Below are 22,578 nucleotides of genomic sequence, written 5' to 3' on the forward strand. Positions count from 1 at the left end.
AGTGCCCATGCGACCGGTCCTCATCGGCTCCTACGGCTCCGTGCGCGGCACCCTGGAACCCACGGGTGTCGCGTGCTTCCGGAACATCCCCTACGCCGCCCCGCCCACCGGGCCGCTGCGCTTCGCACCGCCCCGGCCGCCGGCCCCGTGGGACGGGAACCGTGACGCCGGTGCCTACGGCCCCACGGCGCCCAAGGCCCCTTACGCCGAGCCGATGGACCGCCTCATCCCCGAGGTCGACATCCCCGGCGAGGACTTCCTCAACCTCAACATCTGGACCCCCGATCCGGCCGGGCGCCTGCCCGTGATGGTGTGGATCCACGGCGGCGCCTTCAGCAACGGCTCCGGTTCCGTCCCCGGCTACGACGGCACCGCCTTCGCCCGTGACGGCGTCGTCCTGGTCACCCTCAACTACCGGCTGGGCGCCCAGGGCTTCCTCCACCTCGGCCCCCACGACACCGCACCGGCCAACCTCGGCCTGCTGGACCAGATCGCCGCCCTGGAATGGGTCCGCGACCACATCGCCTCCTTCGGCGGCGACCCCCAGCAGGTCACGGTCTTCGGTCAGTCGGCGGGTGCCATGAGCATCGGCGCGCTGCTCGCCATGCCCGCGGCCAAGGGGCTGTTCCGGCGCGCCGTGCTCCAGAGCGGCGCGGCCCACCACACCCTCTCCCCCGGCTCCGCCGCCCTCGTCGCGAACCGTCTGGCGTCGATCCTGGGGGTCCCGCCCACGCGGCCGGGCCTCGCCGGCGCTCCCGTCGCACGGCTGCTGGCCGCACAGCAGCAACTGCGTGCCGAGATCTCCGCGCTCCCCGACCCGGACCTGTGGGGCGAGGCCGCCCTCAATCTGATGCCCTTCGAACCGGTGGTGGACCGGGGCACCCTGCCCCTCGCGCCCACCGAGGCGATCGCCCAGGGGGCGGCGGCGGGCGTCGATGTCCTGGTGGGCTGCACCCGCGACGAGTTCCGCCTGTTCACCGTGCCCACCGGGCTGGACCGCCTGGTGACCGACGACCACGTGGAGCGCGCCGCCACCGCGTACGGTCTGCCGCCCGGCCGTGGCGTGGCCGCCTACCGCGAGGCCTTCCCGGAGGCGACACCGGGCGAACTCCTCGCGGAGATCGCCACCGACTGGTTCTACCGGCTGCCCGCCGTGCGCCTGGCCGAAGCCCGGGCACACCACGGGGCCCGCGCGTTCGTCTACGAATTCGCCTGGCCCTCCCCCGCGTTCGACGGCGCGCTCGGCGCCTGCCACACCGCCGACGTCCCCTTCGTCTTCGACAACCTGGCCGATCCGGGCTTCGCGCCCCTGCTCGGCGACGCCCGGCCGCAGCACCTCGCGGACAGCGTGCACGCCGCATGGGTCTCCTTCGCCGCCACGGGCGATCCGGGCTGGCCCTCCTACCGTGAAACGGACCGCACGGTCCGCCACTTCGGCACGTCACCGGAGCTCGTGGACGACCCCCGCCGCAGCCTGCGGACCCTGTGGGAGGGCGTGCGCTGAGGCCCATGCCCTCGGCCCGGACCCCAACTTGCCCGGCGCGGTCGGTCTCTGCGGCGATACTCGGGGCATGGGAACGGATCTTCACGAGCTGCTCAGGTCCCTCCGGGTCTGGGACGTCGAGCTGCCCTCCTTCGACCCGGCGACGGCACCCGAGGACCCGCTGGCGCTGTTCACGCGGTGGTTCGCGGAGGCGGTGGCGGCGGGGCAGACCGAGCCGCACACGATGTCGCTGGCGACGGCGGACGCCGACGGCACGCCCGATGTCCGTGTCGTGATGCTGCACGGAGCGGACGAACGGGGGTGGGCGTTCGCCACGCACGCGGACAGCCGCAAGGGCCGCGAGCTGGCGGTGCGGCCGTATGCCGCGCTGAACTTCTACTGGCCCGTCCAGGGCCGCCAGGTCCGGGTGCGCGGACCGGTGACGGCCGCGCCCTCGGCGGAGGGCCAGGCGGATCTGCACGCCCGGTCGACCGGCGCGCTGGCCGCGGCGCTCACGGGCCGCCAGAGCCAGGTGCTCGAATCGGCGCAGGAGTTGGCGCGGGCCTCGCAGGAGGCATGGGAGCAAGCCCGACGCGAGCCGGACGCCCCGGTCCCGTCCTGGACGCTCTACCACCTCCGGCCACAGGAGGTGGAGTTCTTCCAGGGGGACTCGGGACGCCGGCATGTACGGCTGGTCTACCGCCGGGAGGACGAGGAATGGACCCGGCAGTTGCTGTGGCCCTGACGGCGCCCGTCGTGAGGGGCTGGTGCCGCTGGTGCTGCGACCGGAAAGGCCACAGCACCAGGTCCTGTCGTCAAACTCCCGCCTTCCGCCCGGAGGGCGGGCTCTGCGGCGACGTGGGGGCCCCTCCCGCTCGAGCGAAGCCGAGAGTGGGGGAGCGTGCATGGCGTCGCGGGGCAGGCGGGAGTTTGACGACAGGGCCTAGGAGAGATCTGGTTCCGGGTCGCTCGCGATGCGGGCGTGGAGATGCGCGTCGCGGAACGCGTCCTGGCGGCCGCTCTCGAACATCGCACCGCGCATCGTCCCCTCGTAGCGGAAGCCGCATCGTTCCGCGATCTTGCAGGACACCTCGTGGCCCAGGGCGTGGCCCAGTTCCAGACGGTGGAGGCCCAGGTCGGTCAGGGCCCAGTGGGTAGCGACGGCCAGGGCCCGGGTGGCGACGCCCCGGCCGCGGGTCTCGGGTAGCACCCAGTAGCCGACGCGGGCGACGCTCAGCACATGGTCGATCATGTTGACGCTCATCTGCCCCAGCGTCGTGTCGCTCGCCGCGTCCGTGATCCGGAACGCCGCGTTCGTCCCCTTGTCCGTGTCCATCACCTTCGACCGCAGCGAGTGGAGCGCGTCCGCCCGGTCGCGCACGATCCTCAGCGGGGTGTTCCACCGCACGAAGTCCGGGTCGGTCAGTCCGCGGAACCATGCGTCCTGCTGCTCCTCGGACTCCGGGTCCCAGGCGGTGAGCCGCAGGCCGTGGCCCTGCAGTTCGGGGAGGGGGGACGGGTCGGGAGACTTCCGGTGTATGTCGGCCATCGGGCCATTGAATCAACCCCCCGCCGCGCTCAGCGCCCCGGCGGCCGGAACACCGGCACCCCCTCCCGGAACGCCGCCTCCAGCGCCATCCCCACCCGCAGCCGGTCCTGCGCGCACTCCACCACCTCGGTCATCATCCGGGGCCCCTCCGCCAGGTCGACCACGGCGGCGACATACGGGGTGCGCTCCGCGAAGGGTGGCAGGTCGTTGCGGTGGACGACGGACCAGGTGTGGAGGGCGGCCCGCCCGCTCGCCCGCTCCCAGGTCACGTCCTCGCTCCAGCAGTACGGGCAGAACTCCCGCGGGTAGTGGTGCGCGCGGGCGCACGCCGAGCAGCGACGGATCAGCAGCCGCCCCTCGGCTGCCGCGTCCCAGTAGGCGCGGGTGAAGGCGTCGATGTCGGGGAGGTCGAAGCGCCCGGTCACCGGAACAGCCCGAGCGCGCTGTCCACCGACCAGGTCTGCCACGCCATCCCGAACAGCCCGACCAGCGAGATGAGCGCCATCATCGAGTTCTGCCCCTGCTCGGCCCAGTCATGGATCATGAGGACGAAGTAGAGGACGTTGAGAAGCAGGCCCCCGACCAGGGCGACCGGGGTCAGAAAGCCCGCGATCAGGCCGAGCCCGAGGGCCAGTTCCGCGTAGACGACCACGTACGCCATCGTCCGCGGCCGGGGTGCGACCACCGTGTCGAAGCCTCTGCGCACCGCGGCCCACCGGTGCCCGGACGCGATGTCCGCGGCCCAGGCGATGCCGCTGCCCCGCTCGAACCACGCCTTCCTGTCCTTGTGCCGCCAGCTCTCCAGCCACCACAGCCCGAGCCCGATGCGGAGCACCGCGAACCATTCCGCGCCGGTGAGCCAGATCGTGTCCATGAGCACAGCCACCCCCAACCGGCCGAATATCTGACGGTACGTCAGTTCAGCGCACGGGCGACGGCCCCGCAAGAGGCGGTTACCGAGAAACCCTTTCGATCAATCCGCCGATGCGAACCGACACACCTCCGACCGTATGCCGCCAGTTCCCCACACGACTTCTACAGGCGTGATCAATTCGCAACCGATTCCGGTCTTGACCGAGACCCATCAATCATCAGCGGGGTTACGCTCCGCTCATGGCCGACTCGACTGCTGCTTCGCCGCACCCCGTGGTGCCCGTCCACGAGGACCGACCGGTCTACGTCATCGGCGGCGGGCCGGGCGGGCTGGCCGCGGCCTGCGCGCTGCGCGCCCGGGGCGTGCGGGCCGTCGTGCTGGAGCGGTCCGACCGCGTCGGAGCGTCCTGGCGGCACCACTACGACCGGCTGCGGCTGCACACCACCCGGCGCCTGTCGGCCCTGCCCGGGCTGCCGATACCGCGGTCGTTCGGCCGGTGGGTGTCACGTGACAACGTGGTGCGGTACCTGGAGAAGTACGCCGAGCACCACCAGTTGGAGATCGTCACCGGCGTCGAGGTCTCGCGCGTCGAGCCTGCCCCGGACGGCACCGGCTGGCTGCTGCACGCCACCGGCGGCCGTCGGCTGACCGGCAGCGCGGTCGTCGTCGCCACCGGCTACAACCACACCCCGCGCGTGCCCGACTGGCCCGGCCTCGACTCCTACACCGGCGAGTTCCTGCACGCCGGCGAGTACCGCAACGCGGGCCCCTACGCCGGGCGCGACGTCCTCGTCGTCGGCGTCGGCAACACCGGCGCCGAGATCGCCGTCGACCTGCTGGAGGGCGGCGCCGCACGGGTGCGGCTGTCGGTACGGACGCCGCCGCACATCGTGCGCCGCTCCACCGCCGGGTGGGCCGCCCAGTACACGGGGGTGCTCGTCCGCCGGCTTCCGGTACGGCTCGTCGACCGGCTGGCCGGGCCGACGGCGAGGCTGAGCGTGCCCGATCTGTCTGCGCAGGGGCTGCCGCGGCCCGAGACCGGGCTCTACAGCCGGGTCAACGAGGGTGCCATCCCGGTGCAGGACGTCGGGCTCATCGACGCCGTACGCAAAGGGCGGGTCGAGATCGTGGCGGCCGTCGACGGTTTCGAGGACGACAAGGTCGCCCTCACCGACGGCAGCCGCATCGAGCCGGAGGCGGTGATCGCCGCCACCGGGTACGTCCGCGGACTGGAGGCTCTCGTCGGCCACCTCGACGTCCTCGACGCGCACGGCAGGCCGGTCGTCCACGGCGCCCGCACCCCGCACTCCGCGCCCGGCCTCTACTTCACCGGCTTCACCAACCCGATCAGCGGCATGCTCCGCGAACTGGCCCTGGACGCCCAGAAGATAGCGAAGGCGGTGGCCCGCCGCGTGGAGGCGGACCGGGCGGCCCCGTAAGGCGTGTCGCGAAAGTCCCGCCTGCCCCGCAGCCCCGGCAGTGCGATTGCCCCCGGCCGGCCACGGGCAGTCTTTGTCTGCACGGCCGTTCCTGACATTACGTCAGTTCCACTAATCTGACGGTACGTCAGTTATCGGAGCCGTCACACAGGAGCGGGGCGGAACGATGCTTGGATCAACCCATGGCAGCCTGACCACCGACTCCCGCCGGGCCCGGGTCGTCGCCTGCGAGGAGCGGACCTCGCCCGTCGTGCACGGCAGGCCAGCCGCCGCCGGGGAACTCGACGTCAGCGGCCGGCCGCTGTACGCCGCCGTCCCCGACCTGGACCGGTTCTTCCGGCCCGAGTCCGTCGCCGTCGTCGGGGCCAGTGACACCGAGGGACGGCCCAACACCGGCATCACCCGGCAGCTGCTCTCCTGGGCCGAACGCGTCGGCGCCCGGCTGCACCCCGTACACCCCACCCGCCGTTCCGTCTTCGGTCTTCCCTGCGCCTCCCGTGTCACGGACCTGCCCGAACAGATCGATCTCGCCGTACTGCTCGTCTCCGATCCCCTTCCCGTCATCGAGGAACTCGGCGCGGCCAAGGTGCGGTTCGCCGTCGCCTTCGCCTCCGGATTCGCCGAGACCGGTGCGCAGGGCGCCGCCGCCCAGGCCCGGCTCGCCGCGGCCGTGGAACGGTCCGGGATCCGGCTGCTCGGCCCCAACACCAATCTCAACGCCTTCGAGCGGTTCCGGGACGACCTCGACGGGCCGGCCATCGCGCTCATCACCCAGTCCGGTCACCAAGGCCGGCCCGTCTTCGCGCTCCAAGAGCTGGGCGTCCGGCTCTCCCACTGGGCCCCGACCGGCAACGAGGCCGATCTGGAGACCGCCGACTTCCTCTCCTACTTCGCCGAACGACCCGAGGTCGGCGCCATCGCCTGCTACATCGAGGGGCTGAAGGACGGCCGCTCCTTCCTCCTGGCCGCCGACCGGGCCGCCCGGCGCGGGGTGCCGGTCGTCGCGGTCAAGGTCGGCCGCACCGAGACCGGTGCCCGCACCGCTGCCTCACACACCGGCAAGCTGACCGGCGCGGACGACGTGGTCGACGCGGCGATGCGGCAGTACGGGGTCATCCGCGTCGACGGCCTCGACGAACTCCAGGACACCGCCACCCTGCTGGCCCGGGCCCGTGCCCCGCGCGCGGACGGTGTCGTCGTCTATTCGATCTCGGGCGGCACGGGCGCGCACGTCGCGGACCTCGCGACCGAGGCGGGACTGCGGCTGCCGGTGCTGTCCGAGGCCCGGCAGGCCGAGCTGCACCAGTGGATACCCGAGTACCTGAGCGTGGCCAACCCCGTCGACAACGGCGGTCACCCGGTGGGCGACTGGCGCGGGCGGAAGATCATCGACGCCATCCTGGACGACCCGGAGGTCGGGGTCCTCATCTGCCCCGTCACCGGCCCCTTCCCGCCGCTGAGCGATCGCCTCGTACAGGACCTCGTGGACGCGGCGGAGCACACGGACAAGCTAGTGTGCGTGGTGTGGGGGTCGCCGGTCGGCACCGAGGCCGCCTACCGCGAGACGCTGCTCGGGTCCTCGCGCGTGGCCACCTTCCGCACCGTCGCGAACTGCCTCCTGGCCGTCCGCGCCCATCTCGACCACCACCGCTTCGTCGACGGCTACCGCTCCCCCTTCGACGAGGCCCCCCGCACCCCCTCGCCGTCCTTCCGCAAGGCGCGGGCCCTGATGCGGCCCGGGGAGCAGCTGAGCGAGCACGCGGCGAAGCAGCTGCTGCGGGCGTACGGCATCCGCGTACCGCGTGAGCAGCTGGTGACCAGCGCGGCGGCGGCCGTGCGGGCGGCGGGGCTCGTCGGCTACCCGGTGGTGATGAAGGCGTCCGGCGCGCGGATCGCCCACAAGACCGACCTCGGCCTGGTGAAGGTCGGACTCACCTCCGCGAGCCAGGTCAGGGATGCCTATCGGGAGCTGACGGACATCGCGCGCTACGAGGGGATCACGCTCGACGGCGTGCTCGTGTGCCAGATGGTGGAGCGCGGCGTCGAGATGGTCGTCGGCGTCGGCCACGACGATCTCTTCGGGCCCACGGTCACCGTCGGGCTCGGCGGTGTGCTCGTCGAGGTGCTGCGGGACGCGGCCGTGCGCGTGCCCCCGTTCGGCGAGGAGCAGGCGCGGGCCATGCTCGGCGAACTGCGCGGGCGGCCCCTGCTGGAAGGGGTGCGCGGGCGTCCCCCGGCCGACCTGGACGCACTCGTGGAGGTCGTGCTCCGGGTCCAGCGCATGGCTCTGGAGCTCGGGGACGCGATCGCGGAACTGGAGATCAACCCGCTGATGGTGCTGCCCAGCGGGCAGGGAGCCGTGGCCCTGGACGCGCTGGCGGTGTGCCGCTGAGGCCTGCGAAAGCCGGACGAAGAAACGGAACATGATGATGCCCTCCCCCGAAGGAACCCATGAGTCATTGGTACGGCACACCACTGACAGTCACGTCCTCCGGCTCACCCTCAACCGCCCCGCATCCCTCAATGCCATCACCCCTGACCTGCGGGAACACCTCATCCGAAGTCTTCTCGACGCCTCCGCCGACCCGGACGTGCGGGCCGTGGTCCTCACCGGCGCGGGCCGCGGCTTCTGCGCGGGGGCGGACCTGCGCGGCGGCGCGGCGGCCGGTGAGCGGGTCCCCGGCGATGTCGCCCGGACCCTCCGCGAGGGCGCCCAGCGTCTGATCGCCGCGGTCCTCGACTGCGAGAAGCCGGTGATCGCCGCCGTGAACGGCACCGCCGCAGGGCTGGGCGCCCATCTCGCTCTCGCCTGCGACCTGGTCCTCGCCGCCGAGCCGTCCCGGTTCAGCGAGGTCTTCGTGCGCCGGGGGCTGGTACCGGACGGCGGCGGCGCCTATCTGCTGCCCCGGCTGATCGGCCCGCAGCGCGCCAAGGAGCTGATGTTCTTCGGTGACGCGCTGACCGCCGCGGACGCGGAACTTCTGGGTCTGGTCAACCGGGTGGTACCGGCGGACGGTCTGGACCAGGCCGCCCAAGACTGGGCCGAGCGCCTTGCCGCCGGGCCGACCCGTGCCCTCGCCCTCACCAAGCAGCTGGTCAACGCGTCCCTGGACGCCGATCGTGCCACCGCGTTCGCCGCGGAGGCTGCGGCCCAGGAGATCAATATGACGACCGTGGACGCGAACGAGGGCGTGGCGAGCTTCGTGGAGCGCCGGGAGCCCCGCTATCGGGGCCGCTGAGGCTCCCCGAGGGGTTCACTTCTGACATGGCGTCAGCTTCAATGGACGCCGTGATGGGACACGCAGGGATGGCGGCCTCCGCCGTCCGCTACCTCAGGTCGGTCGGGGCGCCCACGGTCGCGGAGCCCGTCGAGGCGCTGCCACGGCCCGAGTTGCGGGCCGTCGGCGAGGACGAGCGGGCGCCGGTCGCCCCGGGTGAGTTCCGGCGCGTCCTCGGGCACTTCGCGACCGGTGTCACCGTGATCAGCGGCCCCGCCGGGGACGGCGAGAGCGCACCCGCCGGGTTCGCCTGCCAGTCCTTCTCGTCCCTGTCCCTCGACCCTCCGCTGGTCGTCTTCCTGGTCGGCCGGACCTCGCGGACCTGGCCGCGGATCGCCCGCGCGGGCGTCTTCTGTGTCAATGTGCTGGGCGCCCACCAGGGCGAGCTGTGCCGGGGGTTCGCGGTGAGCGGCGGGGACAAGTTCGCCGGCGTGGACCACGAACCCGCGCCGTTCTCCGGCTCCCCGCGTCTCGCCGGAGCCACGGCGTGGATCGACTGCGCGATCCACGTCGTGCACACGGGCGGAGACCATCTGATCGTGGTGGGCCGGGTGGAAGCCCTGGGGACCGGCGACGGCACGGACGCTCCGCTGCTGTTCCACAAGGGCCGCTTCCTGTAAGGAGGCTTCCCGCAAGGAGTCGGGGCGAGCGGTCAGGCGAGAGCCGGCACGCCCGCCGGCCGACGGCGGATCACCAGCGCCATCAGGGCCGCCGCCGCGCACAGGGCGCCCGACGCGTACCAGACGACGTCGTAGGAGCCGAACGCGTCCCGCGCGACACCGCCGAGGAACGCGACCAGGGCGGCGCCGATCTGGTGGGAGGCGAGGACCCAGCCGAAGACGATGGCGCTGTCCTCGCCGTACTGCTCCCGGCACAGCGCCAGGGTGGGCGGAACGGTGGCCACCCAGTCCAGACCGTAGAAGACGATGAAGAAGATCATCGGGGGGTGGACGGCGGGGGCCAGCAGGATGGGCAGGAAGAGCAGCGAGAGCCCGCGCAGGGCGTAGTACACCGCGAGCAGCCGGCGCGGTTCGAAGCGGTCCGTGAACCAGCCCGAGGCGATCGTGCCCACGACGTCGAAGACGCCGATGACCGCGAGCAGCGAGGCGGCCGTCGTGATCGGCATGCCGTGGTCGTGCTCCGCCGGCACGAAGTGGGTCTGGACCAGGCCGTTGGTGGAGGCGCCGCAGATCGCGAAGGTGCCGGCCAACAGCCAGAACGGCCCCGTGCGCACCGCCGAGGCCAGCACGGCGAGGGCCCGGCGGGCGGCACCGCGCACGGGTTCCGGCCGGGGCACGAACTCGGCTGCGCCGTACGGCTTCTGGCCCACGTCCGCCGGATGGTCCCGCAGCAGCAGCCAGACGAAGGGGATGACCGCGAAGGCGGCGAGGGCCACCGTGCCCGCGGCCGGGCGCCAGCCGTGGTCCTGGACCATCCAGGACAGCAGCGGCAGGAAGACCAGTTGCCCGGAGGCGGACGCGGCGGTGAGGATGCCGCTCACCAGTCCGCGGCGCGCGGTGAACCAGCGGTTGGTGACCGTCGCGGCGAACGCGAGCGCCATCGCGCCCGTGCCCAGACCGACGAGCAGGCCCCAGCAGAGCATGAGCTGCCAGGCCGCGGTCATCCAGATGGTCGCGCCGGAGCCGAGCGCGATGACCGCGAGGGCCGCGGCGACGACCTTGCGGATGCCGAAGCGGTCCATCAGGGCGGCCGCGAAGGGCGCGGTCACTCCGTACAGCGCCAGGTTGACGGACACCGCCGCGCCGATGGTGCCGCGCGACCAGCCGAACTCCTGGTGCAGAGGGTCGATCAGCAGACCGGGCAGGGAGCGGAAGGCGGCGGCGCCGGTGATGGTCACGAAAGTGACGGCGGCGACGAACCAGGCCCGGTGAATACGGGACGGCGTCGTGCCGACTCGGGATTCCTCTACGGCTGCGGCTTCGGTTGTCTGGGTCACCACTAGAGGATCCCGGCCGCGCTTCGCTCGAACGAGTGGCCCGAAGGACAGCATTGACTACGATCGGGCCATGACTCGTGAGCCCGCTTTCCGGCCGCACCGTGTCGTCGTCCTCGCCCTGGACGGGCTGCTGCCCTTCGAACTGGGCATTCCGCACCGGATCTTCGGGCAGCCCAAGGACGCCTCGGGACGTCATCTGTACGAGGTCCTCACCTGCTCGGTCCGGCCGCCCGGCCCGGTCGAGACCGAGGCCGACTTCGCCGTCCACGTCCCGCACGGCCCGGAGGTCCTGGCCACCGCCGACACCGTCGTGGTGCCCGCGTCCTACGAGCTGGGCCCGGTCTTCGAGCAGGGCGTGCTCTCGGACGACCTGGTCGCCGCGTTCGCGCACATCCGGCCCGGCACCCGGCTCGCCTCCATCTGCACGGGCGTCTACGTCCTCGCGGCCACCGGTCGTCTCGACGGGCGGCCGGCCACCACGCACTGGGCCGAGGCCGAGCACTTCCAGCGGCTCTTCCCGCGGATCAAGGTCGATGCGAACGTCCTGTTCATCGACGACGGCGACGTTCTGACCTCGGCCGGGGTGGCGGCCGGGATCGACCTGTGCCTGCACATGGTGCGCCGCGACCACGGCACCGCGGTCGCCAACGACGTGGCCCGCCGTATGGTCGTACCGCCGCACCGCGACGGCGGCCAGGCCCAGTACATCCACCGGCCCGTGCCCGATCCGCAGCTGGCCACCACGACCGCCGCCCGCGCCTGGGCCCTCGGCCGCCTCCACGAGCCCATCCAGCTACGGGACATGGCGGAGCAGGAGGCCATGTCCGTACGCACCTTCACGCGCCGCTTCCGCGAGGAGGCCGGGGTGAGCCCCGGCCAGTGGCTCGCCCGGCAGCGCGTGGAACGGGCCCGCCATCTGCTGGAGTCCACGGACCTGTCGATCGACCAGGTGGCGCGGGACTCCGGCTTCGGCACGGCGCAGTCGATGCGGCAGCACCTCCAGGCGGCGCTCGGGGTGACGCCCACCGTCTACCGGCGGACGTTCCGCACGGGTGCCGTGGACGGGGTGGGCCCGGCGACGGCCGGTCTCAGAAGGTGAGGACCGCCCTCGCCACCCTTCCCTCGTGCGCGTCCGCCGCGGCCTTCTCGTAGTCCTCGACCGGGTACGTCGCCGTCACCAGCTCGTCCAGCAGCAGGCGGCCCTCGCGGTACAGCCGGGCGTAGAGCGCGATGTCCCGCTGGGGGCGGGAGGAGCCGTAGCGGCAGCCCAGCACGGACTTGTCCAGATACATCGAGGACACCAGGAAGGCGGCCTCCGCCCCCACCGGGGGCACCCCCAGCAGGACCGCCTGGCCATGGCGGTCCAGGGAGTCGATCGCCGCGCGGATCAGCTCCACCCGGCCCACGCACTCGAAAGCGTGGTCGACGCCGGCCGGCAGGAGCTCCCTCAGCCCGTCCGCCGAGGCCAGGAAGTCCGTCGCGCCGAACTGCCGTGCCACCGCCTCCTTCGCCGGGTTGGCGTCCACGGCCACGATCCGCGACGCGCCCGCGATCCGGGCGCCCTGGCAGACGTTGAGGCCGATCCCGCCCGTGCCGATCACGAGGACGGTGTCGCCCTGGTCCACCCGCGCGCGGTTGAGCACGGCGCCCACGCCGGTCAGGACACCGCATCCGATCAGCGCCGCCGACGGCATCGGGATGTCCTCGGGGATGCGGACGGCCTGGACCGCCTTCACCACGGTGCGTTCCGCGAAGGCGGAGTTCGACGCGAACTGGTAGACCGGCCGACCGCCCCGGGTGAACGGACGGCCGGGCCGGCTGATGGCCTCCCGGCACATCGTCGGCCGGCCCCGGTCGCACTCCGCGCACGCCCCGCAGTTCGCCAGGGTGGACAGCGCCACATGGTCCCCGGGCCGGACATGGGTGACGCCGTCGCCCACCGTCTCCACTACACCCGCGCCCTCATGGCCCAGCACCACAGGAACGGGGAAGGGTATGGTCCCGTCCACCACGGACAGATCGCTGTGGCACAGTCCCGCCGCCACGACCGCCACCCGCACCTCGCCGGGGCCCGGATCCCGTACCTCCAGGTCGTCCACGACCCGCGGCTGCGTACCGTCGTAGATCACGCCTCGTATCGCGTCTGGCATCGCCACTCCCTCAGGTCGCCGGTCCCCTGGGTTCCTTGGGCAGGCCGAGCACGCGCTCGGCGATGATCGTGCGCTGGATCTCGTCGGAGCCGCCGTAGATGGTGTCGGCGCGGCCGAAGAGAAACAGATGCTGGTCCGCGTCCAGTGCGTACGGGGACTGCGGCGTCCAGTCGGCCGGGCCCGCCGCCCCCGCGGGTCCTCGCACCAGCATCGCCAGTTCGCCCAGCCGCTGGTGCCAGCGCCCCCACAGCAGCTTGGCCACGCTGGGGGCGCCCGCGTCGGCCGTGCCGCCCAGGGTACGCAGGGCGTTCCAGCGCATCGCCCGCAGTTCGGCCCACTGGGCGACGAGACGGTCGCGTACGACGGGGTCGTCGGCCGCGCCGGTCGCCACCGCCGTCCGCAGGATCTCGCCCAGCTCCCGGGCGAAACCGATCTGCTGGGCCAGGGTGGAGACGCCCCGCTCGAAGCCGAGCAGGCTCATCGCGACCCGCCAGCCCGCTCCCTCGCCGCCGACCACGTGCTCGGCACGGGCCGTCGCCCCGTCGAAGAACACCTCGTTGAACTCGCTGGTCCCGGTGAGCTGGCGGATCGGGCGGACCTCGATGCGGCCGGGCTGGTCCATCGGGACGAGGAGGAAGGTCAGGCCGTGGTGGCGGCGGGCGGCCGGGTCGGTGCGGGCCAGGACGAAGCACCAGTCGGCCTGGTGGGCAAGCGAGGTCCAGATCTTCTGGCCGGTGACGCGGTACGTCCCCGGGGCGTCGCGGACGGCGGCGGTGCGGACACCCGCGAGGTCGGAGCCCGCGCCGGGTTCGCTGTAGCCCTGGCACCAGAGTTCGTCGCCGCGCGCCACGGGGGGCAGGAAGCGGGACTTCTGCTCGGGGGTGCCGTGGGCGATGAGGGTGCGGGCGAGGAGGTTCTCGCCGATGTGGCCGGAGCGGGGCGGCGCGCCCGACCGCGCGTACTCCTCCGCCCAGACGACCTGCTGGGTGAGGGTGGCGCGGCGGTTGCCGTATCCGTCCTCCGGCCAGCCGAGGCCGATCCAGCCGGCGGCGCCGAGCGTGCGTTCCCAGTCGCGCCGACCGGTGTCCGGGGCGAGGTGGGTCCGCAGCCAGGCCTTCGCCTCGGTACGAAAGGCCTGGTCTTCGGGGTTGGGGCCGAACTCCACGGTCACCGCCTCGGGTCGGGTCGACTGGTGTCAGCAGCTGCGGCCGGCCGCCGCGTCATGTGTTGGGCCGTTTCCCTTCCCGCGCCGCCCGCTCCATCGCCTCCAGTTGTGCGAGCAGCGGCATCGGGTCCGCCCCCACCGCCCCGCTCAGGACGTCGGCGATCCGCTCCGGGCTCCAGGAACCCTCCGCGTAGGCCGCCCTCAGCTCCCTCGGCTGGGCCCAGACCGCCAGCTTGGGGCCCGCGATCGTGTACACCTGGCCCGTGATGCCCTGTTCCCGGGCGCGGTCCGACAGCAGATAGACCACCAGCGCGGCCACGTCCTCCGGTTCGCCGATGTCCTTCAGCTCCATGGGGACGTTCGCCGACATCCGGGTGCGGGCCACCGGCGCCACGGCGTTCGCCGTCACCCCGTACTTGTGCAGGCCGAGCGCGGCGCTGCGGACCAGGGAGATGATGCCGCCCTTGGCCGCGCTGTAGTTGGCCTGCGCGACCGATCCCTGGTGGTTGCCGCTCGTGAAGCCGATCAGGGTGCCCGACCGCTGTGCGCGCATCACCGCCGAGGCGGCCCGGAACACCGTGAAGGTGCCCTTGAGGTGGGTGGCGACCACGGGGTCCCACTCCTCCTCGGTCATGTTGAACAGCATCCGCTCGCGCAGGATGCCCGCCACGCACACCACCCCGTCCAGGCGGCCGTACGACGCGAGCGCCTCGTCCACCACCCGCTGTCCGCCCGCCATCGTCGCGATGTCGTCGGCCACCGCGACGGCCCGGCCGCCCGCCGCCTCGATCTCCTTGACCACGGCCTCGGCGACCGCGCTGGTGGGCGCCGCGCCCTCCACGGACACCCCGAGGTCGTTGACGACGACCCGGGCTCCCTCGGCCGCCGCGGCCAGCGCCACCGCCCGTCCGATCCCGCGGCCCGCACCGGTCACGGCGACGACCTTGCCTGCCAAGAAGTTCCCCACGCCCGGCCCCTCCCGCAGTTTCTGACGGTCCGTTAGTTTTCTGATTCTACGGCCCGCCGGCCGCTCGGAGACAAGCCCCAGGGAGGACTCATGTCACTGCCGGCCGAGTTCCACGAGATCGCCAAGCGCGTGAACAACTGGGGGCGTTGGGGCGCGGACGACGAGATCGGGACCCTGAACCTGATCACCGACGAGGTGGTGCGGGAGGCCGCCGCCTGCGTGCGCAGCGGTCTGCGCGTCCCGCTCGCCCTGCCCCTGCGCCAGGACGGGGTGCAGACCGGTGTGATCCCGGGGCGGGTCAATCCGCTGCACGTCATGGTGCAGATCAACCAGGAGGTCTTCGGGCCCGGCACCGTGGCGTGCAGCGACGACGCGGTGACCATGGGACTACAGGCGGGCACCCACTGGGACGCGCTCAGCCATGTCTCGCACTCCGGGAGGCTGTACAACGGGCGCCCGGCCGACACCGTCACCCCCCACGGCGGTGCGGCGTTCGGCGGGATCGACAAGCCGCGGCACATCGTCTCCCGCGGTGTGCTGCTCGACGTCGCCCGTGCACTCGGCAGGGAGCGGCTCGACGGCGGGCACGCCGTCACCCCCGAAGACCTCGACGCGGCCGAGGAGTTCGCCGGGACGCGCGTACGGGCTGGGGACATCGTGCTCGTACGGACCGGGCAGATCCGGAGCTATCTGGCGGGCGACCGGCACGCCTACGGGTATCCGTCGCCGGGGCTGTCCGTGCGCACTCCGGAGTGGTTCCACGCGCGCGATGTGGCGGCCGTCGCCAACGACACGCTCACCTTCGAGATCTTCCCTCCCGAGATCGACGATCTGTGGCTGGCGGTCCACGCGCTGGATCTCGTGGAGATGGGGATGCCGCAGGGCCAGAACTGGAATCTCGAAGAGTTGTCCACAGCCTGTGGAGAAGTAGGGCACCACAGCTTCCTGCTGTCGGCGATGCCCGAGCCCTTCACCGGTGGCACGGGGACGCCCGTGGCGCCGGTGGCGATCCTCTAGGAGGCGCCGCCGGGTCGATGGGGGGAGGAGGGTCGGTACGGGGAGGCGGTTCGGATGGCGGCGCACCCCTGCTCGCCCCGAGCGCGGCACCGCGCGCCGCCATCCGGTTCCGGCGCACCTGCCCCGCTCCTCGGACGGTCTCCGACGGACCGTCCGGCCCCGTGAGGAGCCGACGCCGAATAGCGATCCGCACTCGCCGAGGATCCCGTCACCGTGACCCTCGGCGTCCCCTCGCGGCGCACCACTGGAATCCAGCGTGATCACCCGGACACGCGGCGTCAACAACCGCTCGGGGATTCCTCACTTACGCCCTTTTCCTGACAGCGCGCACGGAAGCACACCCCGGCGCATCCGAACACCGTTCCGCCCCGGACGGCCGAGTCGGTGCGGCCGTGCACCCGGGCGCGTACGCCCGCGCCACGGACGGCCGGGGCGCACCCCGGCGACCGAGCCCGGGGGCGCGGATTCCGCTAGACGACGCCGAACGCGAGGTCGGCGAGGGCCGTCTCGCTCGCGCAGGCCGCGATCCGGCCGGCCACCGCCGCGGTACAGCGGTCCACCTCGCACCAGATGCGCTTGCCCGCACCCTCCGGGTCCCAGCCCCAGCGGTCGGCGAGGCCGTCGACCAGTTCCAGGCCGCGGCCGCCGCACTCGTCGCCGCGCGCGTGCCGCGGCACCGGCGGGCGGGCACTGGTGTCGGCCACCTCAAGACGGACGGTGCCCGACGGAGCGCCGGTGGGGTCGTCCCGGACACCCGTCAGCAGCAGGCGCAGCACGGCGGGACAGCCGGTGTGCACCACGGCGTTGGTGACCAGTTCGGAGACGAGCAGGATCAGGGTCTCGGCGAGCGGCTCCTCCGCGCCTATCCCCGACCCGGCGAGCCGGGACCGTGCCCATCTCCGGGCTCGCCCCACTTCCGCGGGGTCGGGCCGGATCTCCAGCTGCACTTGAAGCACCTGCACCGCTCACACCATCCGAACCGGCGGACACATCGCCTCGCGCCTCGCGAGCGCCACGATCGTGGTCATCGTCTGCATGGCAGGAACCAGGATCACACACCGTGATTCCCTTGCACGACAGCATGGTTGACGTACAGTCACCCCAACAAGCGCTTCGGGCATATTCCAGCGCGAAGGAGTACGCGTACGCCATACTGTGCGACGCTTGCCACGGGGAGTCGAACAGGCGAATACGGGGGCCCGCACCGCCCCGCGAGCGGCGCGCATCGCCGCATCCGGCGCCGCCACAGGGGCCGCACCGGTAGGGCTCGTGCTCGGAACCACTCGCATCCCACACAAGGTACCGGAGCCCCGTACCGACTCCAGGCCGTGACAAGTCACGCGTAGGACACAACCCGGTATCAACGCTCCGTAATTCTGGATTGCCACAATCCGCGACATCTACGCGGGCTCATCCCGAGGAATGCCTGGACAGAGGGGTCATACCGCCTCGGAGAGCAGATCATCGGCAAGGATGTCATAACTCTGCGTATCGTTACCCGTACGGTGGGTCCGTACCCAGGACCGCTTCAGGAACAGATGCACCTCGGCCTCCCATGTGAAACCCATACCGCCGTGCACCTGGAGGCAGTCGCGCGCACCGCGGACCGCCGCCTCGTCGGCGAGCAGCCGGGCCGCGGCGATGTCGAGAGGGTCGGCGGTGACGGCGGCGGCGTACACCGCCGCCCGGGCCGTCTCCACCCGTACCAGGCTCTGCGCGCACAGCCCCTGTACCGCCTGGAAGGCGCCGATGGGCCGCCCGAACTGCTCCCGGGTCCGCGCGTGCTCCACCGCCAGCTCGCAGGTCCGGGCGGCGCCGCCCAGTTGCTCGGCGGCGGTGAGGAGGACGGCCACGGGGTCCGGCCGGCCGGGCACGGGGGCGGCGTCCGGGGCCCGTTCCACCCGGTGCAGGGGGGTCAGCGGGTCCACCGAGCGGACCGGTACGGCACCCGCCGCGTCCCCCCGTACGACGTCCGCCTCGGCCAGCCACTCCACCAGGCCGCCGGACACGTCCGTGACCACCGTCTCGCCGCTCGCCGCGCCCGGCACCTCGCCGGCCGCGAGATGCGTGGCCACCAGCGGGCCCGGCAGCAGCGCCCGGCCCGCCTCCTCGAAGGCGAGGACCGCCTCGGGCAGCCCCAGCCCGACCCCGCCCGCCGCCTCCGGCAGCCGCAGCGCGAACAGGCCCGCCTCGCCCAGCGCGCGCCAGAGCGCGCGGTCGAGCACACCGGGTCGCGCGACGGCGGCCCGCAGCGCGTCCCGGCCGAAGCGGCCCGCCAGCAGCGCGCGCACGCCCGCGCGCAACGCCCGCTGGTCGTCGGTCAGTTGGAAGCGCACGGGTCGGTCACCGTCCCTTCGGCAGCCCCAGGATGCGTTCGGCCACGATGTTCTGCTGGATCTGCGAGGTGCCGGCCGCGATCGTGTACGACAGCGAGGACAGCCGGTCCAGGACCCAGGGGTGGCCGACGTCCAGGGAGCCGGCGCCCAGTACGTCGGCGGCGGTGTCGAAGAGTTCCTGGCGCGCGTGCGAGTACCGCAGTTTGAAGACCGAACCCCCGACGCCCGGCACTCCCCCGGTCCGCTCCGCCTCGCTCACGTTCCACTGCGTGAGCCGCCACAGGGCACGGAACTCCGCGTTCAGCCGGCCCAGCCGGCGACGGAGCGTGACGTCGCCCCAGCGGCCGCCGTCGTGTGCCGCACGGGCGAGTTCGCGCAGCACCCGGCGGCAGGCCACCACCTCCCCGACGAACGCCGTGCCGCGTTCGAAGGAGAGCGTCACCATGGTCACGCGCCAGCCGTCGTCCTCGGCGCCGACCCGGTTGGCCACCGGCACCCGCACCTCGTCGAGGAACACCTCGGCGAACTCGTTCGACCCCGCGAGCGTCCGCAGCGGCCGTACGGTGACACCCGGTGCGTCCATGGGCAGTGCGAGCCAGGTGATGCCCCGGTGTCTCGGGGCCGCGGGATCCGTACGGACCAGCAGCTCGCACCAGTCGGCCACTTCGGCGTGGGAGGTCCAGATCTTGGACCCGCTCACCACATAGGTGTCGCCGTCCCGCCACGCGCGCGTGCGCAGCGACGCCAGGTCGGAACCGGCCTCGGGTTCGCTGAACCCCTGGCACCACACCTCCTCGCCGCGGAGCACGGGCGGCAGCCAGCGGGCGCGCTGCTCGGGGGTGCCCTCGGCGGCGATCGTCGGTCCGGCGTGCAGCAGTCCGACGAAGTTGGCGCCGACATAGGGGGCGCCTGCCTTCTCCGTCTCCTCGAGGAAGATCAGATGCTGGGTGGGGGTGGCTCCCCGTCCGCCCGCGTCCACGGGCCAGTGCAGGCCCGCGTATCCCGCGTCGTGGAGCATCCGCTGCCAGCCGAGGTCGTAGGCGCGCCGGGCCGGCCAGTCGTCGGGGGGCGGCTTCGGGGGCAGGGTCGGCAGCACCCCGGCCAGCCAGGCGCGCAGCCGGGCCCGGAACTCCTCCTCCTCGGGCGAGTGGGCGAGTTCCACTAGCGGTCCGGGTCGGTCGGGTTCGTCATGGGTGCGGGTCCCCTCCCCTGGCGCCAGGCGATCTGATGGATAGTCAGATAGGCCGGGAAGCAGATTAGCCCCGCACCCCTGGACCGGCAAGGCGGCCGGTCCTACGCTCTGCGCACTATCTGACTGACCGTCAGCTCCAGGGGGTCGATGTGAACGACACCGCGCACGCGCTGGGCAAGTCCCGGACGCTCTGGGAACTGGCCGCCCGGCGCGCCGCCCTCACCCCCGACCGGCCCGTGCTGCTCCAGGGGGACCGTTCGCTGAGTTTCGGCGAGCTGTGCGAGCGGGCCGAGCGAGTGGCCGCCGGGCTCCACGACATGGGCGTACGCCCCGGAACCGTGGTCGCCTGGCAACTGCCCACCCGCATCGAGACGGCCCTGCTGTCCTTCGCACTGGCCCGTCTCGGGGCCGTCCAGACACCCGTCATCCCCTTCTACCGGGAGCGCGAGGTCGGCTTCGCGCTCGGCCGGGCGCGGGCGGAGTTCTTCGCGGTGCCGGGCGTCTGGCGGGGCTACGACCACACGGCGATGGCACGGCGACTCGGCGCGCGGGGCGTCTTCCGGGCGTACGACGACGGGGACCTGCCCGACGGGGACCCGGCCGTGCTGCCTCCCCCGCCCGCCGAGGGCACCTCGGTCCGCTGGATCTACTGGACCTCCGGGACGACCTCCGACCCCAAGGGCGTCCTGCACACGGACCGTTCGCTCATCGCGGGCGGGGCCTGCCTCGCGCACGCGCTGCGGCTGTCCGAGCAGGACGTGGGCTCGATCGCCTTCCCGTACGCGCACATCGGCGGGCCCGACTACACGGTGATGCTGCTGCTGTACGGCTTCCCGGCCGTGCTGTTCGAGCAGTTCGCGCTGCCGGACGCACTGGAGGAGTACCGCAGGCACGGGGTGACGGTGGCCGGCGGGTCCACCGCCTTCTACTCGATGTTCCTCGCCGAGCAGCGCAGGCGGCCGGGGGTCCGGCTGATCCCGACGCTGCGGCTGCTGGCGGGCGGCGGGGCGCCCAAGCCTCCCGAGCTGTACCACCAGGTGGTCCGGGAGATGGGGGTGCAGCTCGCCCACGGCTACGGCATGACCGAGGTGCCCATGATCACCATGGGGCGGCCGGACGACGATGCCCGAAGCCTGGCGACGACCGAGGGACGGCCCCCCGAGGGGATGGAGATACGGATCGTCGACGGGGAGGTGCGGCTGCGGGGAGAGGCCGTCTGCCGGGGGTATCTGGACCCGGCCGGCACGGCGGAGGCCTTCGACGAGGAGGGGTTCTTCGTCACCGGTGACCTCGGGCACCTCACCGACAGCGGGCATCTGGTGCTGACCGGGCGGCTGAAGGACGTCATCATCCGCAAGGGCGAGAACATCTCGGCCAAGGAGATCGAGGACCTGCTCCACGGGCACCCCGCGGTGCGGGACGTCGCGGTGATCGGACTGCCCGACCGGGACTGCGGCGAACGGGTCTGCGCGGTGGTGGAACAGCCGCCCGGCGCACAGGAGTTGACCTTGGACGCGATCGTTTCGTATCTGCGCGCCGAGGGGCTGTCGGTGCACAAGCTGCCGGAGCGGTTGGAGGTGGTGGACGCCCTGCCGCGGAACGACACCCTGCGGAAGGTGCTCAAGTACCGGCTGCGGGAGCGCTACTCCGGCACGGTGAAGTAGCGCGCGATCGCGGTCACGACCTCCGTCTCGCCGACCATGCCGTCCCCGTCGGCGTCGAGCACCGCAGCGGCCGCCCGGGCGATCTCCTCGCCCACGCCGAGCGCCTTGAGGACGCGCACGGTCTCCTGCACCGTGGCCCGGCCGTCGTGGTCGCCGTCCGCGACGGCGAGCGCCGCGTGCAGGAAAGGGCGGGCGATCTCCGCGAACCGCTCCGGGTTGTCGCGCAGCCGCTTGACCGCGCCGCCCACGAACTCCTCGCGGGTGATGCGCTGGTCCCCGTCCCGGTCCGCTATGCCGGCCATGCCCTGCCAGAACGCCTCGCCCCCGGCGTACAGGGCCTGCCCCTGCTCGGATCTGGCCGCGGTGCCGAACTCGGCGAGGACCGCCTTGGCCGCGGCGCTGAAGTCCTCCCGGTCGATGTAGCCGTTGCCGTCCTGGTCGAAGGTGGCGAACCGGGCGGCGATCCTGCGCTCGTACTCGGTGCTGACCATGGTGTTCTCGGGCCGCCTTACATGAGTCGGGGTGCGTCTCGGACGGAGCGTACGACGCCGGAGGCGCGGGGAGAGACGGAAAACGACGCTTGTACCAAGACCGCAGGAATTCCGGGACAACAGTGTGGCTGTCCTGGAGTGTTCCGTTGACGGGGGTGCGCCGGGCGCGTTGCTGGGGAGGAGCTGGAGGCATACGGGCGGAGCGCACGGGTCATGGACGGGGCGCACGGGGGTGACACGGGCGCGCGTGGGGGGGCACACAGGTGACTCACGCGGGTGGGCGTTGGGAGCCCGTGGAAGGGCGCGCGTGGCTCACGGGAAAGGGGGGTGCGAGGGGCTCACGCGGACAGGGGGCGCGACTCCTCGTCGGTGGCCGAGACCACGTCCGCGTAGACGTCGAAGAGGCGGCGCACACCGAGCGCGGCGAGGACCCGGTTGACGTGCGCGCCCTCCACCGCGCTGGGCGGGGGCAGGATCAGTCTGAGCCCGCCCCGGCAGGAACGGATCAGCCGGCGGGTGGCGATGAGCACACCGACGCCGCTGGAGTCGCAGAAGACGACGTCCGACAGATCGAGGACGACACGGTGCCGCCCCTCCGCCACCGCGTCGTGCACCCGCTGGCGCAACACCGGCGACGTCACCAGGTCCAGTTCACCCTCGACATGGAGCACGGCCCACTCGCCGCGCTCCCCGTAGGTCACCTTGAGCGTCACCGCCGCGCCTCCCGCACCCTTGCGTCCCGACAAAAAACGGAAGTCATTCCTACGCTTCCTTCAGCGCGGCTGCCCCAACGCCCCTCCATGAAACACCGGACTACTGATCGAAAGCGCGTACTAGATGAGCCAATTCGATCGGTAACGGTCTCGTTCGTTCAGGTCCGATCGGAGAGGCCCTCGGCGCGGACGGCCCCCCGAAGCGCCGATCCCATGCGGCCTGCCCCTATCACCTGCGGCTCGTCAAGGGGCGCACATTGCCGTAAAGGGGCGTGCGTTGTCCGACGTGCCGACTACATTCGA

General features: G+C 72.5%; 21 protein-coding genes. 9 read left to right on the forward strand and 12 right to left on the reverse strand.

Features of this window, described 5'->3' with window-relative positions; translation table 11 throughout:
• Positions 1-7 precede the first annotated feature (7 nt).
• Together ACFYX0_RS13185 and ACFYX0_RS13190 are read left to right on the forward strand one after the other, a co-directional pair.
• Entirely contained in the window at positions 8-1,504 is a 1,497-nt protein-coding gene (locus tag ACFYX0_RS13185; protein ID WP_388969864.1) for a carboxylesterase/lipase family protein, read from the forward strand.
• 67 nt (positions 1,505-1,571) lie between these two features.
• Positions 1,572-2,228: a pyridoxal 5'-phosphate synthase gene (locus ACFYX0_RS13190; protein WP_388969866.1), complete on the forward strand. Its 657-nt coding sequence runs from the start codon at positions 1,572-1,574 to the stop codon at positions 2,226-2,228.
• A gap of 198 nt (positions 2,229-2,426) precedes the next feature.
• Here the strand turns inward: ACFYX0_RS13190 and ACFYX0_RS13195 are convergent, their stop codons facing one another.
• From ACFYX0_RS13195 to ACFYX0_RS13205, 3 genes are read right to left on the reverse strand one after another with little or no spacing between them, the layout of a single operon-like run.
• On the reverse strand, positions 2,427-3,032 hold the full coding sequence (locus ACFYX0_RS13195; protein WP_388969868.1) for a GNAT family N-acetyltransferase: 606 nt from the start codon (positions 3,030-3,032) through the stop codon (positions 2,427-2,429).
• Between the two features lie 29 nt (positions 3,033-3,061).
• Positions 3,062-3,457 (reverse strand): Zn-ribbon domain-containing OB-fold protein, encoded by a 396-nt coding sequence (locus ACFYX0_RS13200; protein WP_388969870.1) that lies wholly within the window; start codon positions 3,455-3,457, stop codon positions 3,062-3,064.
• Positions 3,454-3,906, reverse strand: coding sequence for a DoxX family protein (locus ACFYX0_RS13205; protein ID WP_388969872.1), 453 nt, complete (start codon positions 3,904-3,906; stop codon positions 3,454-3,456). The genes ACFYX0_RS13200 and ACFYX0_RS13205 overlap by 4 nt, the downstream gene beginning before the upstream one ends.
• Before the next feature lie 239 nt (positions 3,907-4,145).
• Here ACFYX0_RS13205 and ACFYX0_RS13210 point away from each other — a divergent pair, with 239 nt between their 5' ends.
• The 4 genes from ACFYX0_RS13210 (at position 4,146) to ACFYX0_RS13225 (ending at position 9,243) form a co-directional block, all read left to right on the forward strand.
• On the forward strand, positions 4,146-5,345 hold the full coding sequence (locus tag ACFYX0_RS13210) for a flavin-containing monooxygenase (protein WP_388969874.1): 1,200 nt from the start codon (positions 4,146-4,148) through the stop codon (positions 5,343-5,345).
• Positions 5,346-5,511: 166 nt separating this feature from the next.
• Positions 5,512-7,737 (forward strand): acetate--CoA ligase family protein, encoded by a 2,226-nt coding sequence (locus tag ACFYX0_RS13215; RefSeq protein WP_388969876.1) that lies wholly within the window; start codon positions 5,512-5,514, stop codon positions 7,735-7,737.
• 31 nt (positions 7,738-7,768) lie between these two features.
• Positions 7,769-8,584: an enoyl-CoA hydratase/isomerase family protein gene (locus ACFYX0_RS13220; RefSeq protein WP_388969878.1), complete on the forward strand. Its 816-nt coding sequence runs from the start codon at positions 7,769-7,771 to the stop codon at positions 8,582-8,584.
• Positions 8,585-8,637: 53 nt separating this feature from the next.
• The gene (locus tag ACFYX0_RS13225) at positions 8,638-9,243 is read left to right on the forward strand and encodes a flavin reductase family protein (protein WP_388970057.1); all 606 of its coding nucleotides are present in this window, start codon (positions 8,638-8,640) and stop codon (positions 9,241-9,243) included.
• Between the two features lie 32 nt (positions 9,244-9,275).
• On the opposite strand, the gene ACFYX0_RS13230 is transcribed toward ACFYX0_RS13225, so the two are convergent.
• Entirely contained in the window at positions 9,276-10,580 is a 1,305-nt protein-coding gene (locus ACFYX0_RS13230) for an MFS transporter (protein ID WP_388969880.1), read from the reverse strand.
• Between the two features lie 70 nt (positions 10,581-10,650).
• Here ACFYX0_RS13230 and ACFYX0_RS13235 point away from each other — a divergent pair, with 70 nt between their 5' ends.
• Complete coding sequence (locus ACFYX0_RS13235; protein ID WP_388969882.1) at positions 10,651-11,679, forward strand: GlxA family transcriptional regulator; 1,029 nt, start codon at positions 10,651-10,653, stop codon at positions 11,677-11,679.
• On the opposite strand, the gene ACFYX0_RS13240 is transcribed toward ACFYX0_RS13235, so the two are convergent.
• From ACFYX0_RS13240 to ACFYX0_RS13250, 3 genes are read right to left on the reverse strand one after another with little or no spacing between them, the layout of a single operon-like run.
• Positions 11,669-12,718: a Zn-dependent alcohol dehydrogenase gene (locus ACFYX0_RS13240; RefSeq protein ID WP_388970058.1), complete on the reverse strand. Its 1,050-nt coding sequence runs from the start codon at positions 12,716-12,718 to the stop codon at positions 11,669-11,671. The two genes, ACFYX0_RS13235 and ACFYX0_RS13240, sit on opposite strands and share 11 nt — an antisense overlap.
• 22 nt (positions 12,719-12,740) lie before the next feature.
• Entirely contained in the window at positions 12,741-13,895 is a 1,155-nt protein-coding gene (locus ACFYX0_RS13245) for an acyl-CoA dehydrogenase family protein (RefSeq protein WP_388969884.1), read from the reverse strand.
• 55 nt (positions 13,896-13,950) lie between these two features.
• Complete coding sequence (locus ACFYX0_RS13250; RefSeq protein WP_388969886.1) at positions 13,951-14,862, reverse strand: SDR family NAD(P)-dependent oxidoreductase; 912 nt, start codon at positions 14,860-14,862, stop codon at positions 13,951-13,953.
• Positions 14,863-14,952: 90 nt separating this feature from the next.
• Between ACFYX0_RS13250 and ACFYX0_RS13255 the strand changes: the two genes are divergently transcribed.
• A complete protein-coding gene (locus tag ACFYX0_RS13255; RefSeq protein ID WP_388969888.1) occupies positions 14,953-15,879 on the forward strand; it encodes a cyclase family protein in 927 nt (308 codons plus the stop codon).
• A gap of 470 nt (positions 15,880-16,349) precedes the next feature.
• Here the strand turns inward: ACFYX0_RS13255 and ACFYX0_RS13260 are convergent, their stop codons facing one another.
• From ACFYX0_RS13260 to ACFYX0_RS13270, 3 genes are all read right to left on the reverse strand, one after another.
• Positions 16,350-16,841 carry an ATP-binding protein gene (locus tag ACFYX0_RS13260; RefSeq protein WP_355907022.1) on the reverse strand — a complete coding sequence of 164 codons (492 nt, stop codon included), beginning with the start codon at positions 16,839-16,841 and terminating at the stop codon, positions 16,350-16,352.
• A gap of 477 nt (positions 16,842-17,318) precedes the next feature.
• The gene (locus ACFYX0_RS13265) at positions 17,319-18,215 is read right to left on the reverse strand and encodes an acyl-CoA dehydrogenase family protein (RefSeq protein ID WP_388969890.1); all 897 of its coding nucleotides are present in this window, start codon (positions 18,213-18,215) and stop codon (positions 17,319-17,321) included.
• Positions 18,216-18,222: 7 nt separating this feature from the next.
• Positions 18,223-19,377, reverse strand: a complete 1,155-nt coding sequence (locus ACFYX0_RS13270) for an acyl-CoA dehydrogenase family protein (RefSeq protein WP_388969892.1) — start codon at positions 19,375-19,377, stop codon at positions 18,223-18,225.
• A gap of 179 nt (positions 19,378-19,556) precedes the next feature.
• On the opposite strand from ACFYX0_RS13270, the gene ACFYX0_RS13275 reads away from it, so the two are divergent.
• A complete protein-coding gene (locus tag ACFYX0_RS13275; protein WP_388969894.1) occupies positions 19,557-21,071 on the forward strand; it encodes a class I adenylate-forming enzyme family protein in 1,515 nt (504 codons plus the stop codon).
• Here ACFYX0_RS13275 and ACFYX0_RS13280 read toward each other — a convergent pair.
• Positions 21,050-21,562 carry an EF-hand domain-containing protein gene (locus ACFYX0_RS13280; RefSeq protein ID WP_355907034.1) on the reverse strand — a complete coding sequence of 171 codons (513 nt, stop codon included), beginning with the start codon at positions 21,560-21,562 and terminating at the stop codon, positions 21,050-21,052. The genes ACFYX0_RS13275 and ACFYX0_RS13280 overlap by 22 nt on opposite strands.
• Before the next feature lie 338 nt (positions 21,563-21,900).
• Entirely contained in the window at positions 21,901-22,275 is a 375-nt protein-coding gene (locus tag ACFYX0_RS13285) for an STAS domain-containing protein (RefSeq protein WP_311699667.1), read from the reverse strand.
• Positions 22,276-22,578 lie beyond the last annotated feature (303 nt).

This window comes from Streptomyces sp. NPDC002573 (assembly GCF_042889625.1).
Classification (GTDB): domain Bacteria; phylum Actinomycetota; class Actinomycetes; order Streptomycetales; family Streptomycetaceae; genus Streptomyces; species Streptomyces gibsoniae.